The sequence below is a fragment of the Pandoraea sp. NPDC090278 genome (assembly GCF_044772185.1).
Lineage (GTDB): Bacteria > Pseudomonadota > Gammaproteobacteria > Burkholderiales > Burkholderiaceae > Pandoraea.
Genome location: NZ_JBIVYJ010000010.1, coordinates 29,102 through 44,474, shown reverse-complemented (window position 1 = coordinate 44,474; position 15,373 = coordinate 29,102). Strand labels below are relative to the sequence as shown.

At 63.9% G+C, this 15,373-nt stretch carries 16 protein-coding genes; 14 read left to right on the top strand and 2 right to left on the bottom strand.

Annotation, left to right across the window (positions count from 1 at the left end):
- The 8 genes from ACIQWO_RS26135 (at position 1) to ACIQWO_RS26100 (ending at position 7,195) form a co-directional block, all read left to right on the top strand.
- On the top strand, positions 1 to 1,104 hold the full coding sequence (locus tag ACIQWO_RS26135; RefSeq protein ID WP_402830449.1) for an NAD(P)/FAD-dependent oxidoreductase: 1,104 nt from the start codon (positions 1 to 3) through the stop codon (positions 1,102 to 1,104).
- Positions 1,082 to 1,390: a (2Fe-2S)-binding protein gene (locus ACIQWO_RS26130; RefSeq protein ID WP_052252662.1), complete on the top strand. Its 309-nt coding sequence runs from the start codon at positions 1,082 to 1,084 to the stop codon at positions 1,388 to 1,390. Before ACIQWO_RS26135 ends, ACIQWO_RS26130 begins: the two co-directional genes overlap by 23 nt.
- A complete protein-coding gene (locus tag ACIQWO_RS26125) occupies positions 1,387 to 2,820 on the top strand; it encodes an NAD(P)/FAD-dependent oxidoreductase (protein ID WP_402830447.1) in 1,434 nt (477 codons plus the stop codon). The genes ACIQWO_RS26130 and ACIQWO_RS26125 overlap by 4 nt, the downstream gene beginning before the upstream one ends.
- Positions 2,821 to 2,889: 69 nt before the next feature.
- Positions 2,890 to 3,246 (top strand): RidA family protein, encoded by a 357-nt coding sequence (locus ACIQWO_RS26120; RefSeq protein WP_402830444.1) that lies wholly within the window; start codon positions 2,890 to 2,892, stop codon positions 3,244 to 3,246.
- Between the two features lie 250 nt (positions 3,247 to 3,496).
- Entirely contained in the window at positions 3,497 to 4,447 is a 951-nt protein-coding gene (locus ACIQWO_RS26115) for a sensor histidine kinase (RefSeq protein WP_402830442.1), read from the top strand.
- Complete coding sequence (locus ACIQWO_RS26110) at positions 4,429 to 5,094, top strand: response regulator transcription factor (protein ID WP_402830439.1); 666 nt, start codon at positions 4,429 to 4,431, stop codon at positions 5,092 to 5,094. Before ACIQWO_RS26115 ends, ACIQWO_RS26110 begins: the two co-directional genes overlap by 19 nt.
- 93 nt (positions 5,095 to 5,187) lie before the next feature.
- Positions 5,188 to 5,889 (top strand): outer membrane protein, encoded by a 702-nt coding sequence (locus ACIQWO_RS26105; RefSeq protein WP_402830436.1) that lies wholly within the window; start codon positions 5,188 to 5,190, stop codon positions 5,887 to 5,889.
- Positions 5,890 to 6,094: 205 nt separating this feature from the next.
- The gene (locus tag ACIQWO_RS26100) at positions 6,095 to 7,195 is read left to right on the top strand and encodes a diguanylate cyclase (protein WP_402830433.1); all 1,101 of its coding nucleotides are present in this window, start codon (positions 6,095 to 6,097) and stop codon (positions 7,193 to 7,195) included.
- A 4-nt stretch (positions 7,196 to 7,199) separates the two neighbouring features.
- On the opposite strand, the gene ACIQWO_RS26095 is transcribed toward ACIQWO_RS26100, so the two are convergent.
- On the bottom strand, positions 7,200 to 7,772 hold the full coding sequence (locus ACIQWO_RS26095; protein WP_402830431.1) for a sigma-70 family RNA polymerase sigma factor: 573 nt from the start codon (positions 7,770 to 7,772) through the stop codon (positions 7,200 to 7,202).
- A 368-nt stretch (positions 7,773 to 8,140) separates the two neighbouring features.
- On the opposite strand from ACIQWO_RS26095, the gene ACIQWO_RS26090 reads away from it, so the two are divergent.
- The 4 genes from ACIQWO_RS26090 to fhuF all read left to right on the top strand — a co-directional run bounded on the left by ACIQWO_RS26090 (position 8,141) and on the right by fhuF (position 10,848).
- The gene (locus tag ACIQWO_RS26090) at positions 8,141 to 8,866 is read left to right on the top strand and encodes a 4'-phosphopantetheinyl transferase family protein (RefSeq protein WP_402830429.1); all 726 of its coding nucleotides are present in this window, start codon (positions 8,141 to 8,143) and stop codon (positions 8,864 to 8,866) included.
- A 107-nt stretch (positions 8,867 to 8,973) separates the two neighbouring features.
- A complete protein-coding gene (locus ACIQWO_RS26085; RefSeq protein ID WP_150574749.1) occupies positions 8,974 to 9,201 on the top strand; it encodes an MbtH family NRPS accessory protein in 228 nt (75 codons plus the stop codon).
- Positions 9,179 to 9,952, top strand: a complete 774-nt coding sequence (locus tag ACIQWO_RS26080) for a thioesterase II family protein (protein WP_402830425.1) — start codon at positions 9,179 to 9,181, stop codon at positions 9,950 to 9,952. Before ACIQWO_RS26085 ends, ACIQWO_RS26080 begins: the two co-directional genes overlap by 23 nt.
- The gene (gene fhuF, locus ACIQWO_RS26075) at positions 9,949 to 10,848 is read left to right on the top strand and encodes a siderophore-iron reductase FhuF (RefSeq protein WP_402830422.1); all 900 of its coding nucleotides are present in this window, start codon (positions 9,949 to 9,951) and stop codon (positions 10,846 to 10,848) included. The genes ACIQWO_RS26080 and fhuF overlap by 4 nt, the downstream gene beginning before the upstream one ends.
- A gap of 82 nt (positions 10,849 to 10,930) precedes the next feature.
- On the opposite strand, the gene ACIQWO_RS26070 is transcribed toward fhuF, so the two are convergent.
- Positions 10,931 to 12,307 carry a lysine N(6)-hydroxylase/L-ornithine N(5)-oxygenase family protein gene (locus ACIQWO_RS26070; protein ID WP_402830419.1) on the bottom strand — a complete coding sequence of 459 codons (1,377 nt, stop codon included), beginning with the start codon at positions 12,305 to 12,307 and terminating at the stop codon, positions 10,931 to 10,933.
- 246 nt (positions 12,308 to 12,553) lie between these two features.
- Here ACIQWO_RS26070 and ACIQWO_RS26065 point away from each other — a divergent pair, with 246 nt between their 5' ends.
- The gene (locus tag ACIQWO_RS26065) at positions 12,554 to 14,302 is read left to right on the top strand and encodes a cyclic peptide export ABC transporter (RefSeq protein ID WP_402830416.1); all 1,749 of its coding nucleotides are present in this window, start codon (positions 12,554 to 12,556) and stop codon (positions 14,300 to 14,302) included.
- A gap of 79 nt (positions 14,303 to 14,381) precedes the next feature.
- Entirely contained in the window at positions 14,382 to 15,356 is a 975-nt protein-coding gene (locus tag ACIQWO_RS26060) for a TauD/TfdA family dioxygenase (RefSeq protein WP_402830414.1), read from the top strand.
- Positions 15,357 to 15,373: the final 17 nt, after the last annotated feature.

Here is a 15,373-nt window from a genome sequence, read left to right as displayed (position 1 = left end):
ATGCAAAAGACATACGATATCGCCGTCATCGGCGGTGGCCTCGTCGGCATGGCAATCGCCTACGGGCTTGCCAAGCGCGGACAACGCGTCGTCGTTTGCGATGGCGAAGACAACTCGCTGAGAGCCGCGCGCGGCAATTTCGGATTGGTCTGGGTGCAGGGCAAAGGAGGCACCTGCACCAACTATGCACGCTGGTCGCTGCACTCGGCGAACACCTGGCAGGGGATGGCTGACGAGCTATTCGCACGCACCGGCGTGGACGTCGGCTTTCAACGTCCCGGCGGTTTCAACATCGCGCAGACGGCCGAGGAACTGGCCGTCAAGGTCGAGAGCATGCGCAAGCTCAAGGAAGCCGAGCCTGCGCTGGTCTATGAAGTCCTCGATCACGATGCGCTGGCGGAACGTCTGCCCGCCATCGGCCCCGACGTGCATGGTGCGATCTATTCGCCGAACGATGGGCACGTGAGCCCGCTGTACACGCTGCGCGCGCTGTTCGCTGCGTTCGAGCAGGTTGGCGGCGAGTACGCGCCGAACCTGCGGGTGACGGACATCCGTCAACTGGGCAGCTGTGCGTTTCGCGTGAGCATGGGTGACACGTCGTTCGAAGCCGGGCGCGTCGTGCTTGCCGCCGGACTGGGCAATCGTGACCTCGCGCCGATGGTGGGGCTGAGCGCGCCGGTCAAGCCGTTGCGTGGCCAGATCATCGTGACGGAGCGGGTCAAACCGTTCCTCGACTATCCGACGATTTACGTGCGCCAGACCGTCGAAGGCTCGGTCATGCTCGGCGACTCGGCGGAGGACGTCGGCTTCAACGACGGCGTGACGCCGGACGTGCTCGCCGACATCGCGCGACGTGGCATTGCGCCGTTCCCCATTCTCAAAAATGTACGCGTCGTGCGCGCATGGGGTGCGCTGCGTGTGATGACGGGCGACGGCCTGCCGATCTACGAAGCCTCGGAATCATGTCCGGGCGCGTTCCTCGCGACCTGCCACAGCGGCGTGACGCTGGCCGCCGCTCACTGTGAAACCATCGCGCCGTGGATTCTCGGCGCTGAGCGCCCCGCGCTTCTGGACCATTTCTATGCCAAACGTTTCGCTGCTTAAGTCGCTGGCGCGCAAGGATGGCGCGACGGTGCGGATGTTTATCGACGACATGCCGGTCGACGTGCCCACGGATATGAATGTGGCGGCCGCTTTGCTCTTCTCTGGGGTGACGGCGTGCCGCACCACGCCCGTGACGGGTAGCGAGCGCGCACCGTTCTGCATGATGGGTGTGTGCTTCGATTGTCTCGTGGAGATCGACGGTGTGCCGAACCGGCAGGGCTGCATGACGCCCGTGCGCGAGGGGATGCAAGTGCGTCGCATGGACGGCGCAAGGAGTGTGGCATGAGTTCGATGCGTGTGGATTTATTGGTCGTCGGCGCCGGTCCTGCGGGACTCGCGGCGGCGCTTGAAGCGAAGCGTCATGGCCTGACGCCGCTCGTCGTCGATGAAAACAGCCTGCCCGGCGGGCAGATTTATCGAAGCGTGAGCCGCTCGCCGCTGGCCGATCCGGGCGTGCTCGGCCCGGACTATCTGCGCGGGCGCGCACTCGTCGATGCCTTCACCGAAGCAGGCATCGCCTATTGGCCGCAAACGCTCGCATGGCAGATCAGCACCGATAAGCGCGTCTCCGTCACACGGCAAAGCGCGGGCGGCGAAACGTTGCAGATCGAAGCTGGGGCTATCGTGCTGGCCAGCGGTGCGCAGGAGCGCCCGTTCCCGATTCCGGGGTGGACGTTGCCCGGCGTGATGGGCGTGGGGGCGGCGCAGACGTTGCTTAAAGCGTCGGCGCTCGTGCCGGATACACCGGCGGTGCTGGCCGGGTGCGGGCCGCTGCTGTATCTGTTCGCGTGGCAGTTGATCAACGCCGGTGTGCCGGTGCGCGCGATTCTTGATACCGCCGAGCCGGGGGCACGTCGGGAGGCGCTGCGTCACGCGGGTGGGGCGTTGCGTGCACCGTCCTATCTGATGAAGGGTCTCAAGCTGCTGCGTGCGATTCGTGCAGCGGGCGTGCAACACGTGAAGCATGTGACGTCGCTGCGCGTGCTCGGCGCGACGCAGGCCGAGGCCATCGAATACGTTGCGGATGGCAAGACGCAACGTATCGATACGGCGCTGGTGCTGCTGCATCAGGGCGTAATTCCGAACACGCAGGTCACGCGCTCGATCGGTTGCGAGCATGTTTGGGACGAAGCGCAGTTGTGCTGGCGCCCGAAGACCGACGCCTGGGGCGAGACGAGCGTGCCGGGTATTTTCGTGGCGGGCGACGGTGCGGGCATCGGCGGCGCGCTGGCGGCTGAGCCGTCCGGGCGCCTTGCGGCCACGCAGGCCGCCGCGACGCTCGGCAAACTCGACACGGCAAAGCGCGATTCGCGTGCGCTGTCGCTGCGCCGCGAACTGGCGTCGCACACATCGATTCGTCCGTTCCTTGACGCGCTTTATCGACCGGCAGACGGTTTCCGCGCGCCCACCGACGACAGCACCATCGTGTGCCGTTGCGAGGAGGTGACGGCGGGCGACGTGCGTCGTATGGCCGGACTGGGCTGCGTCGGCCCGAACCAGACCAAGAGTTTCTCGCGCTGCGGCATGGGCCCGTGTCAGGGCCGCTTCTGCGGTATGACCGTCGCCGAGTTGCTGGCGCAGGCGCAAGGGTGCGCGGTGCCGGAAGTGGGCTACTACCGCATCCGTCCGCCGATCAAGCCGGTGACGCTGGGCGAACTCGCGTCGGCAGTCGTTGCCCCCGAATTCCTGAGCGAACGAGCAGGTTTCCCCAAGTAGGCGAGACGGCTCGCGCCGCTCGCCTGCTACTTTTTATTCCGCTTCTTATTCCTTTTTGGAGACGCAGTAATGAGCGACATTCAACGCCATCACACGAATGCACGGATGAGCCGTGTCGTGGTGCATAACGGCACGGTCTACATCGGTGGCCAGACGGCCGACGACCGTAGTCAGGACATCACCGGTCAGACGCAGCAGGTGCTGGCCAAGATCGACGGTTATCTGAAGGACGCTGGCATCGACAAGTCGCGTCTTCTGTCGGCACAGGTGTGGCTCAAAGACATCGAGTCGGATTTCGTCGGTATGAACGCCGTGTGGGACGCATGGACGAGCCCCGGCAACACGCCGACGCGCGCGACGGTAGAGTCGCGTCTGGCTGCGCCGGACCTGCTCGTCGAAATCGCCGTGATTGCGGCAGCGAAGTAATCCGGATCCCATGCTTCGCGGGGCGGGCGGCGGACTCACGGACGACGACAGTCCGTGCCGCCCCCGTTCGAGGCACTCCTGCCGTTTGCGGAGGCCGGAATCTGCGTACATTTTTTGATGGGTGATGAGGTCAACTTTGGGAGAAATATGATTTACGGGCAGGCGCACAGTGCAGGAGACTCCTCGCACCCTTGATTCGCGTCTGTCGGGCGTCGTCGGTCGAAGCCGGTGATGCCGCAGCAATCCTTGCATGAGTCGTCCCGTTAGTCTGATCGTATTGATGGTGTGGTTGGCGCTGAGCGTCGTCGGCACGGCCCTTATCGTCGTGCGCGCCTACACCGAGGCGCACCCGTCGGCGATGGCGGAATCGCATCATGCGTTGCTACGCGCGTTATCGGGCTTACCGTGGCTGCCGATCGGCCTTTGGAGCGGGATCGTCGTGCTGGCCGTTCTGGCAATGTACGGCGTGCGACACCTTCGCCAGGCACACGAGCGCGAACGTACGCGCGCGCGACCGGACCGGTTCACGGACCTCGATAAGTTCGGAGAGATGGCGGCCGGTCTTGCACACGAACTCAACCAACCTTTGATGGCAATCGTGTCGAATGTGCGCTCCGCCGAGCGACTGCTCGATGTGCCGGACGAGCGCAACAACGTGCGCGTGGCGCTGCAAATCAGCGTTGCGCAGGCCAAGCGCGCCGCGCGGATCATCGAGCGGTTACGCGCCACCGTTGTATCGCATGGCGCAGACGCGCCGCAGGCGTTCGATCCCGGCGCGACCGTACTTGGGCTATTCGCGCTGTTTCGGGGCGAACCGCATCGTGTGCCGGTTCGGCTCGAATGGCACGACGGGGCGCCGGGCGTTCGACCGATGGCCGATCAGGCTGCCATCGAGCAGATTCTGCATAACCTGATTCAGAACGCGTGCGATTCGGTCACCGGCATTGCCTGCCCGCATATCCAGGTGTTCGGTGAACGCCACGGGCGTCGCTATCGATTTCGTGTCGTCGACAATGGCCCGGGCATCGACGGCATCATCATGTCGAAAGTCTTCGATCCCTTCTTCACCACGCGATTGCAGGGGCTGGGTCTCGGCCTGCCACTGTGTCAGACGCTCACGCATCGTCAGAACGGCAAGCTCACGCTTGCCAATCTGCCCTCGGGCGGTGCCGAAGCGGCGCTATGGTTGCCGCTGGCGTAGCGGTGACGCATGAACATCGTAGCGGCTGTCTCGTGACCCCGGTCGTCGCTATCGTCGATGACGACATCGCAGTGCGCGACGGCATTGCGTTGCTGCTGCGTACGGTACGCGTTCCAAGCCGACAGTTCGGCGACGCCGCGACCTTGTTCGACGCCATCGCCGTCTTCCCGGACATCGGCTGCGTGCTCCTGGACATGCGTATGCCGGACATGAACGGGCTCGACGCGCTGGAGCGCTTGCGAAATCAGGCCGATCTCCCTGTCATCGTGCTCACCGGTCACGGCAGCATCGACACGTGCCGTCAGGCCTTCAAACGTGGCGCGGTCGACTTCCTCCAAAAGCCGGTCGACGACGACAAGCTGATCGCCGCCGTCCAGCAGGCGCTGCGCTCGCATGTTGTGCTGCGCGAGGTGGAGAAGGCGCGGCAACAGCGCATGACGGGGCTGGCATCACTGAGCGGGCGGGAGCGTGAAGTGCTCGACTGGGTCGTCAGAGGAGCCAGCAGCAAGGAGATTGCGCGCGCGCTGGGGATATCGCCGCGCACTGTCGAGACGCATCGCGCGACGTTGTGGGGCAAGCTCGATGTGAATTCGCTCGTCGAGCTGGTGCGGGACTTTTCGCCGTTGCTCAGTGAGTCGTCTCCGTAGCCCTACGCAGAGATGTTCAGTAGCCAGACGGATACCTCGGGAATGGCTGACTTTCTACGATAGCGGTTCACATCGCTACGTATGAGGAAATCCATGAAGACCTATCACTTCACCATTCCGTCATTGATGGCGCTGACGTTCGCCGGTGCCGCAATCGCTGACACCGCACCTGCGGCATCGGCCGGCGACGCTGGCTACTATGGTGCCGCCCGCCTCATCGGTGCCTTCGACAACGTCAACAACATGGAACTGACGAGCCCGCGCGTGAGCGGCATGATCCGTGGTCCGAAGTCCGAGGCTCACATCACGGGGTCGGTGGCACTGGGCTATCAGTTCGGCAACGGCTGGCGCGCGGAAGGCGAATACGTGCTTCGACGTGGCAACGAGTTCGATAGCTACTGGGCGCCGTTCAACGCAAATGCAAATCGCTTCAAGGTTGCGTCGCAACGTCTGATGCTCAACGGGTATCGCGATTTCGATCTCGGGCATGGGTTCTCCGTGTACGGCACGCTCGGCCTCGGTGTTGCGATCGTCACGGCGGACGGCTGGCAAGGCAACGCGTCGCGCGCCTTCGCTTCGCGTACGCAGACCAATCTGGCTTACTCGGGCGGTGTCGGCGTGAGCTACGCCATCGACAAGCGTTTCACGGTCGACATCGGCTATCGCTACGTCGATATGGGCAATGTCGAGAGCGGCTTCAACACGTTCGAGAATCGTATCGGCGCACGTGATGAACAGTTGAAAGCCCGACTGGCGTCGAGCGAAGTGTTCGTCGGCGTGCGCGGCCGCTTCTGAGCGTTTGTCCGTCGGAATCGATGATCAAGCAGGGATCAACGCATTGGTGAATTTGCTGCGTCTTTAGGTTGATTCCTGCTCGCGCCTGCAAGCACAGCAGGGCAGGCATAATGCGCGAGTCGGCAGGTTGCCTACAGTAGGTCACAGCCCCCTTTCGTATTTGCTCATCGCAATTCCACCTCAACCCGCCCCAGACGTTGGCGACATGACGGACCCATCCACCGACCCGATTACGCGATCCCAGGCCCAGAAGGGGCGGGACTTCTCTCGTCGTGTGCTGGGGCTGCGCAGTCTGGGATGCGTGCTGAGCGCCATCGCGGTGTTCACGGCCATCCGCCATGCGGGGGCTTCGCATTTCGGTTACGGGATCTGGGCGCTCAATGCATTTCTCTGGCCAGCGTTCGCCCATGCCATCGCCATGTCGTCGGTCGATCCGGTGTCGGCCGAGCGCCGAAATCTGCTGTGTGACTCGGCCTTCGGCGGTGGCTGGGTGGTGGCGATGCACTTCAGTGGCGTGCCGTCGGCCGTGTTGGTGTCGGTGCTGTTGATGCACAACGCGTCCGCAGGCGGATATCGACTGCTACGCGACGGCATTCTGGCCATGTTGGTCGGCGGCATTCTGACGGGGACGGTGCTGGGCTTCACGATCCGAACGGACATTCCTTTCTCGGAACTGGTCGCGAGCCTGCCGCTGTTGCTGATCTATCCCACACTGGTCGGACTCACGAGCTATCGTCTGGCGAAGCGGCTCTCCAGGAGCGAGCGGACGCTGCGCCGGATCAGCGATCAGGACGACCTGACGTCGCTGCTGAACCGACGCTCATGGATGCGCGCGCTCACGAGTTGCTTCGCCGAGAAGCGGCTGGGGCGCACGGGGACCGCGAGCATCGCGCTTATCGATATTGACGGGTTCAAGGAAATCAACGACCTGCACGGCCATCTCCAGGGCGATTCGCTGATCCGGATTCTTTCCGACGTGCTGGCGACCGAACTGAGCAGTCACGACATCAGCGGTCGCTATGGCGGCGACGAATTCTGTGTGTTGTTCGACGGGCAGTCCGCCGAGAAGGCTCGCAAGAAGCTGGAAAAGGTGTGTGCGGTGTTTTCAGGCGCGACCGAAGGGCTGGACTCGGTGCGCGCCGTGACATTGAGCGCAGGCGTGGCGAATTACACCGTGAATCTGGTTTCGCCGACCGCGTGGCTGGCGATGGCCGATCACGCGTTGTACACCGCCAAGCGCTCGGGAAAGGACCGGATCGTGATTGCCGATATCGACGTCGGCTTTGACGGGGTCGTCCTGCGCTAGCAGCTCAGGCAGGCTCTTCGGTCGTGCCGCTGATCCACGGCGTGAGTGCCTGACGGGCGTCCTGCATCATGAAGTTCACGAGCGTCGTGGAGACTCCCAGCGACTGGGCGATCTCGCGCTGCGTGCAATCCTGGAAGTAATACATCTCGAACACGGTGCGGGTGCGCTCGGGCAGTGTCTTGAGCCGGTCGAGCATGCCGCCGATCATCTGGCGCGCCGTGACCTGCGCCTCCGGCGAGGCGGCACGATCGGGCATGTCGATGGCTTCGTCTTCCACCGTAAACACCCGATTCTCGATTTGCTGACGGCGATATCCGTCCAGCGCCAGATTGCGCACGACTTGCATCACGTAGCTGGTCGGATGCCGGACCGGGCAGGTGCTGCGCGCATCGCAAAGCTTGATATAGGCGTCCTGCACGACGTCTTCGGCACGGCAGGGGCATCCGAGAATGCGCATCGCCAATCCCACCAGCGCCCGCCGGTGCGTCACGAAGATCTGGCCGACGAGACCGTCCTCCGTGTCGGCACCCATCGGCGTCCAGCCGGGGCACCCGGCGTAACTCAACTGCTCGCTCATGCTTTTGCCTCCAGATCGGCATCGAACGCACAGCTGTGTGACAAAGCGACGCACTGTCGCTTTGCGACCACACTGCGGCACCCCTTGTGGAGCACGAACGCAGTCGGATGACAAAACGACGGACGAACGCCGCCGGGAACGGCGCATGGAGCGCATTCCGACACAACGGTGCAGGGAGAAAAGACAGGACTGCAGAACTTCTGTTGCATCGCCCTGACAGAACGTGGGGCTACCACTTTCAACAGGGGATGCGGTAAATTTGGTGTAAACGATAGTGAAAATGAGAATGGTTTGCAATTGATATTTTGATATGCAAGATGTCGACCGATTGGGGAGCGTGTCATTTCGTTATGCCAATGAGCTTAGCTTTGCAATTCATCAGGATTACCGATGCTTCGAGCGCCCCGGCGCGCCTGGCGTCGCGGCTGTCTGCGGACGAGCACTTCCGGCTCGGTGCGCTGCATAAGGAGGAGGACCGGGCGCGATTTGCGGTGGTCCGGGCCACGTTGCGCGATGTGCTGGGCCGCGAGTTGGGCGTGTCGCCGGATCGGGTGGCGTTCGAGGTCGACGCGCAGGGCCGTCCGCGTCTGGCCGGGGGCGGGCCGCCGGACTTCAACGTCAGCCATTCCGGGCATTGGGGGTTGATGGCCTATTCGCCGGACGTGCGCGTCGGCGTGGATATCGAACGACTGAACGCCCTTGCCGAACCGCGTTCGTCGTGGGACGTCTGCCTTCATGCGGAAGAGCAGCGCGTCTTGCTGATGCTGAGTTTCACGCTGTCGGCGCATGGACCGCGCGCGGACGAGATTTTCCATTGGGTCTGGAGCCTCAAGGAGGCGATCTTCAAGGCGCTCGGCACCGGGTTGCAGGACAGCCTCACGGCGCTGAGCGTGGATGTCGACGCTGTCGCGCGCGCGGTGACGGCGGTCGAGGGCAAGTTCGATGCCGCAATCCCGTCGGCCACCGCCGGTTACGCGATTCCCTGGCGGGCGGACGACCCGGCGCTGGCCGAAGCGTTGCGCGGGCTGGAGCTGCGTCTGCTGCCCGCGCCGCCGGGCTATTCGGCGGCATTGGCCTGGTTGCCGCAGGGGTAAATTGGGTAAATTGCGCCGATGCTGGACCGTCTTTCAGCCAGAGGAGGGCACACACCGTGCCCTTACAGCCTTCGCCCCCGGCAGGCTGGACGCTTAAGGAGTGATCGATGAGTTTCGACGACGAGAATGGCGTGTTCCGTGTGGTCATCAACGACGAAGAGCAATACGCCATCTGGCCGGACTACCGGCCCGTGCCCGCTGGCTGGCGCGAAGTCGGGGTGACCGGCAACAAGGCAACGTGTCTTGCCCATATCGAGTCGGTCTGGACGGACATGCGCCCGCGCAGCCTGCGCGAGCATCTGGCCACGCAGGGTGACGGACGCAATGGCGTTTGAGGCGTGTCGTCTGCTGTGCCTGCCCTGCGCAGGCGGGAGTGCTACGGTGTATGCGCGCTGGGCGCAAGCCGCGCCGTCATGGCTGGCGGTGCGCCCGCTCGAACTGCCGGGGCGCGGCACGCGTCATCACGAACCGTTGCAACACGACCCGCACCTGCTGGCGGACCAACTGACCGAGGAGTGTCTGGCGCAGCATGTGAGGCCCGGCACACGTTTCGCGTTATTCGGTCACAGCCTCGGGGGTCTGCTGGCGTTCGAGATTGCGCATCGCCTGCACGCGCGAGGATGTTCGCCTGCGGCGCTTTTCGTGGCAGCGAGCCGTCCGCCCGCCACGCGCGACGACAGTCGCTATGCCGCGTTGCGCGACGACGCCGAGGTGCTGGCGGAGATGCGCGCGCTCGGCGGCACGCCGGAAGCGCTGCTCGCCGAGCCTGAGCTGATGGCGATGGTGCTGCCGGTCATCAAAGCGGATTTTCAACTGTGCGGACATTACCGGCGTCCGTCGCCGCAGACGCGTGCACCGTTATCCATGCCGATTCATGCGCTGGCCGGACGCCGCGACGCGTTCGCGCCAGACGTCCTCGACGACTGGCGTTGCGAGACGACCGGCAGCTATACGCGTACCGACTTCGACGGCGACCATTTCTTCGTCCGGGACGATCCCGCCCATCTGCTCGCGGTCATCGCCAACGGCCTGGCCCCGGCGATGCACGCACCGCCCTCGGCGCGCGCGCTGGCAGGGGCGCGATGAGCGAGCGTGCCCACACGCTAGCGCAGCCATCCCCGGGCGCTGCCAAGTTCGACCTCGCGGCGAGTCTGCCCGCGCCGGTCCGTGCGGAGCTGGGGCCGTTGTGTTCCGGGCTGGCCTTCGGCGCGCGCGTGCCCGACGACCTTCGCCCCGGCGATACGGTCATCGGTCTGGCCGACCTCGATCGCCACATGCCCGCCATGTTCGACGGCGTTCGTCGCCTCGTGCCCGGGGTCGAGCCGCGTGCGCTCATGTCGCAGTGGAGCAAGTTCTACTTCCGGGCCGTGGCCCCGGCGGCGCTGGCGATCACCGTCGTGCATGGCCGTATACTGACGCTCGACTCGGATGCCTGTGGCATCGTGCTGCGCGGCGGATTGCCCGTGCAAGTTCGCTTTCCCGAATCCAGTTGGACGCCGCCGCGCGAGGTCGAGGGCGATGCCGTGGTCGACCCGGCACCGGTGCGTTTCGCGTCGCTGCTTCAAGGGCATCTGCCTGCTGCGATGGCGGCAATGCAACGGGCGGCGGGCGTTTCGACTCGTGTGCTCTGGAGCAACGCAGGCAATCTGCTGGAGTTCATCGTCGGAGAGATGCGCAAGGTGCCGTCTCTGAGCACGCGTGCCACCAGCGATTACGCGTGGCTGTTCGACGGCGACGCTGGCTTCGGTCAGACATCCGACAATCCGCTCTATCGCACGGTGCGCTACGTCACGCCGCCGTCAACAACCATGCCCACGCCGATGCGTGCGCGCCGCGTGTGTTGTCTGCGCTATCAGTTGGCGGGGAAGGGCACACGATGTGACGAAGCATTGCTGTGCGGATCGTGTCCGCTGATCCTGACCATGACGCCCGTGCAGCTTCAGCGGCAACTGGCGATGCAAGCCGGTGGCGCACCGCAGTAGCCGAACGCATCCAACTCAACAATGAAAAACGGCACCGCAGCCCAATCCGCTGCGGTGCCGTTTTTACGTCGATGGCGCCCGTTCATCCCGCCAGCGCGGCGACGCGCGACGCTTGCGGTGTCTGGGCCGGTGCATCGGCCTGCAACGGCGCGCGCGACAGAAGTGACGTTGCGATTTCGGACGAACGCGTAGCCAGAATCGAGAGCAGCGTGTCGGACAGCCCGTGTGTCGGCTCACAATAGCCTTGCAAATAGATGCCGGGCTGGAAGGTCTCGCGGGTGCGCAGACGGTAGTCGCGCTCGCCTTCGAGGCCGTCGAGCCACGGTGCGAGGTCCGACAACAGGGCCTCGTGCGTGCGGCGTTCGTAACCGGTCGCCAGCACCACAACGTCGTAATGCTGCGTCACCGGTCGTCCGGCGAGCCGCTCGTGCATGTGCAACGTGATGCGGTCCCCGTCGGCGCTCGCCTCCTGAATCTCGTGGCATGACAGCAAGGCGTGATGGCCGTGTCCGCCCACGCGCTGCTGATAGAGCACGTCGTAAATGCGCGCGATCAGATCGTCGTCGACCACGGCATAGTTCGTATTGCGAAACTCATCGAGAATCCGTTCGCGTTGTTCCACCGGTTGCGCATAAATGAAGTCGGTGAATTGCGGATCGAAGATTCCGTTCACGAACGGGCTGCTGTCGGCGGGCTTGAGGGCGCGACCGCGCATGATGAGATCGACCTGCGCCTGCGGCCATTGCTCCGCGAGATCGAGGAAGATTTCCGCAGCGCTTTGTCCGCCGCCGACGACGGCGACCCGACGTGGTGCCGTCTCGTTGAGCGACGCCACGCGGGCCAGATATTGCGACGAATGGAACAGGCGCGCATGAGACGTGCGATGCAGCGGGGTGAACACCGGCGGTACATGGGGCGTGCCGCCCGCGCCGAGAATCACGTTGCGCGTGCGGCGCGACTGCGTCTCGCCTTGCCCGTCGCGCGAATGAACCTGCAACGCCACGACTTCGTCGCGCTCTAGCACCGGCTCGATGCCTGTCACCGTTTCGCCATAGGCGCATTGCCCGTGAAAGTGCGATGCCGCCCAGCGCAGATAGTCGTTGTACTCGCGCCGGGTCGGATAGTGGCTTTGCAGGTTGATGAACGCGGACAGCCGCGCTTTCTCATGCAAATAGTTGATGAACGTGAAGCGGCTGCGCGGATTGCGCAGCGTCGCGAGATCTTTGAGATAGGCGATCTGCATGCGGCTGTTCGAGAGCAGCATGTTGCCGTGCCAGGTGAACTCGGGCTGCTTCTCCAGAAACAGGAAGCGGGCAGGGCCGAGGCGTTGCCCGCAGTGCTCTTCGAGGGCGATGGCGAGGGCGAGATTGGACGGGCCGAAGCCAACGCCGATCAGGTCGTGTGTCACGTAATGAGGGGGCGTGTTGGTCGTCGTGGACGGTTCGGTACTTGCGTGCATGAGGGCCTCGGCAAGGTCATCCGGTGAATACACCCGGACCCGGGATCGGGGGGAATGCGATACAAAGCATCCGTTTCCCAGAAGACGATGAGCTTTTCTATAAATTTACCCCGACGGATTCCAGGCAAATACGACGGGCAAATTTTCGGTGTCCTGAATCGTCTTTGAGCGAAGGAGCCATAAACGGGTGCGGCTGTCCGGCCCGCCAGCTTCCGGTTTCCCTCTGTTCCTTCATCGAGATCCGTCGTGTGGCGACTGCGTGCGCGCGACGGCGGATCACCCGCGGAGAGCGTCGTGTTCCTGTTTCTGTTCCTGTTGCGTGCCTCACGCTGGCTGCTTGCGGCCGCTGTAGTTGCCTCGCTCGCCTGCGGCGTGGCGAACGTCATGCTGATCGCATCGATCAATCGCGCGCTCGGTGCGCCAGTGGCCGAACTCGGCGCGCTGGCGTGGCGCTTCGCTGCGCTGGCCGTGCTGTCCATGCTCGCGCAGATGTGCGCCGGTGCGCTCTTCACGCGGCTGGGGCAGCGTACGCTGGCCGAACTGCGTCGGCACGTGTCGCGCATCATCGTCAACGCGCCGCTGCGCGTGGTCGAATCGACGGGCGGCGCGCGCGTGCAGTCGGTGCTGGCCGACGACGCCAACCACGTCGCCAACTTCTTCATCGGCCTGCCGACGCTCGTCATGAACGGCGCGATTGTGATGGGCTGCTTCCTGTACCTCGCGATCCTGTCATGGCCGATTTTCCTGATGGCCTGCGTGGCGATCGGTCTGGGCGCGCTGGGTTATCACATCAGCCATACCAAAGTGATTCGGTATCTGCGCACGGCGGGGCAGCGTCAGGACGAGTTATTCGGACATTTCCAGACGCTGGCATCCGGTGCCAAGGAACTGAAACTCAACCGCCGTCGTGCCGACGCGTTTCTCGCGCGTGTGCTCGGCTCCGCTATCGAGGCAGTGCGCGAGAATCGCTCGCGCGGCCTGACGCTCTTCATCTTCTCGGTCAGTTGGGTGCGCTTCCTGTTCTTCGCACTCATCGGGCTGGTGCTGTTCGTGCTGGTCGGGGCGACATCGAGCAATGCGCATGTGGCGACGGGCTACGCCATCGTCTTCCTGTACATGGTTACGCCGCTCGAAGCCATGCTCAACAATATTCCGTTGCTGACGATGGCGCGTGTCGCGAGCGAGCGCATCCAGAAGGTGACGGAGTCGATGCGCACCGAGGACGTCACGTCGTCGGAGACGTCGACGACCGGCGCACCGCTGGTGCGGCTGCATGGCATCACGCATAGCTATTACCACGAGCAGCAGGACGAAATCTTCCGCATGGGGCCGATCGATCTGACGTTCCGTCCGGGCGAGATCACCTTCCTGATCGGGGGGAACGGCAGCGGTAAAACGTCGCTCGCGAAGCTGCTCACCGGGCTTTATGTGCCGGGGAGTGGCGAAATCGTGTGGAACGGGCAGTCGGTCGACGTCAAGAATCGTGATCGCTACCGTCAGTTGTTCTCGGCGATCTTCTTCGACTTCCACCTGTTCGAGACGCTGCTGGGCGCAGACGATGCGCAAACCGATCCCGCTCGGATCGACGCGTTCGCCGCGCGCTGGCTGGCGCGCCTGCACCTTCAACACAAAGTCAGCGTGACGAATGGTGCATTCTCTACGCGTGATCTCTCGCAGGGGCAGCGCAAGCGTCTCGCTCTCGTGGCGGCGTGCGTGGAGGATCGACCGTTCCTCGTGTTCGACGAATGGGCGGCAGATCAGGACCCGGTGTTCAAGGAAGTGTTCTACCGGGAGATCCTGCCCGAGCTGAAGGCGCAGGGGAAAACCGTGCTGGTGATCTCGCACGACGACCGTTACTTCTCGCTGGCCGACCGGCTGGTGAAGATGGAAAACGGTCAGTTGATCTCGGACGGCGAGCCGACATCGGTCGCATCGACGTCTGCAAATCCGGCGGTGACGACGGCGAATGTAGAAAAACCGCAATCGTCCGCGTAAACCCCTTAAATTGCGGGCACAAGGATCGTCAATGAAAGTGCGGCGCGTGTGGCGCCGCGGTTTCGTTGAGGATCCAACCATGCTCGATACGATGCTCGATGTGCGCGCCCTGCGCACCAATGGCGACCTCCCAATGGTGGTCGAACCGCGCGATGCCGGTGTGCCGATCGAGGCCGCCGCCAGTGCCCTTCACGCGCTGGTGGATGAATATCTCCCGACCCACGGCGGCGTTCTGTTCCGGGGGTTCAAGGTCGATGGCGATGCGGCGTTCCGCGAGTTCGCCGCGTCTTTCGGTCATTCGCTGCTGACCTATGAGTTCGGTTCGACGCCGCGCAGCAAAGTCGCGCAAGGCGTCTATACGTCCACCGAATATCCGCCGCACCAGCACATTCCTTTGCATAACGAACAGTCGTACACGCGCGACTGGCCGATGAAGATCTGGTTCTACAGCGTGCTCACGGCGCAGGAGGGCGGGGAGACGCCGATTGCCGACAGCCGCCGTATCTATGCGCGTCTTCCGCAAGACCTGCGCGAGCGCTTCGCGAGCAAAGGGCTGATGTACGTGCGCAGCTTCGGCAATGGTTTCGACGTGCCCTGGACGCAGGTCTTCAACACCGAAGATCGTGCCGAAGTCGAAGCGTATTGCCGCGCGCACCGCATTGCTTGCGAATGGAAAGACGATGGCGAGCTGCGTACGCGCCAGCTCTGTCAGGCCGTCGCGCAACATCCCGTGACGGGCGACTGGGTCTGGTTCAATCAGGCGCACCTGTTCCACATCTCCAACCTTGAACCCGACGTGCGCGAGACGTTGCTCGACGTCGTCGGCGAGGAAGATCTGCCGCGCAACGTCTACTACGGCGACGGCAGTCCCATCGAGGAAGACGCGCTAGCCACGATTCGTCACGTGCTGGACGCGGAGAAGATCAGTTTCCCGTGGCAGAACGGCGATGTGCTGATGCTCGACAACATGCTCGCCGCGCACGCGCGCTCGCCGTTCAAGGGACCGCGTAAGGTCGTCGTGGCGATGGCGCAGGCGCACGGGGCCGACCGCTGACGGCTTTTCCCCGATCT

What these genes read in the sequence shown, in the direction of transcription:
- ACIQWO_RS26135 (WP_402830449.1), top strand. Translation starts at nt 1, where the DNA reads ATGCAAAAGACATACGATATCGCCGTCATCGGCGGTGGCCTCGTCGGC.
- ACIQWO_RS26130 (WP_052252662.1), top strand. Translation starts at nt 1,082, where the DNA reads ATGCCAAACGTTTCGCTGCTTAAGTCGCTGGCGCGCAAGGATGGCGCG.
- ACIQWO_RS26125 (WP_402830447.1), top strand. Translation starts at nt 1,387, where the DNA reads ATGAGTTCGATGCGTGTGGATTTATTGGTCGTCGGCGCCGGTCCTGCG.
- ACIQWO_RS26120 (WP_402830444.1), top strand. Translation starts at nt 2,890, where the DNA reads ATGAGCGACATTCAACGCCATCACACGAATGCACGGATGAGCCGTGTC.
- ACIQWO_RS26115 (WP_402830442.1), top strand. Translation starts at nt 3,497, where the DNA reads ATGAGTCGTCCCGTTAGTCTGATCGTATTGATGGTGTGGTTGGCGCTG.
- ACIQWO_RS26110 (WP_402830439.1), top strand. Translation starts at nt 4,429, where the DNA reads ATGGTTGCCGCTGGCGTAGCGGTGACGCATGAACATCGTAGCGGCTGT.
- ACIQWO_RS26105 (WP_402830436.1), top strand. Translation starts at nt 5,188, where the DNA reads ATGAAGACCTATCACTTCACCATTCCGTCATTGATGGCGCTGACGTTC.
- ACIQWO_RS26100 (WP_402830433.1), top strand. Translation starts at nt 6,095, where the DNA reads ATGACGGACCCATCCACCGACCCGATTACGCGATCCCAGGCCCAGAAG.
- ACIQWO_RS26095 (WP_402830431.1), bottom strand. Translation starts at nt 7,772, where the DNA reads ATGAGCGAGCAGTTGAGTTACGCCGGGTGCCCCGGCTGGACGCCGATG.
- ACIQWO_RS26085 (WP_150574749.1), top strand. Translation starts at nt 8,974, where the DNA reads ATGAGTTTCGACGACGAGAATGGCGTGTTCCGTGTGGTCATCAACGAC.
- fhuF (WP_402830422.1), top strand. Translation starts at nt 9,949, where the DNA reads ATGAGCGAGCGTGCCCACACGCTAGCGCAGCCATCCCCGGGCGCTGCC.
- ACIQWO_RS26070 (WP_402830419.1), bottom strand. Translation starts at nt 12,307, where the DNA reads ATGCACGCAAGTACCGAACCGTCCACGACGACCAACACGCCCCCTCAT.
- ACIQWO_RS26060 (WP_402830414.1), top strand. Translation starts at nt 14,382, where the DNA reads ATGCTCGATACGATGCTCGATGTGCGCGCCCTGCGCACCAATGGCGAC.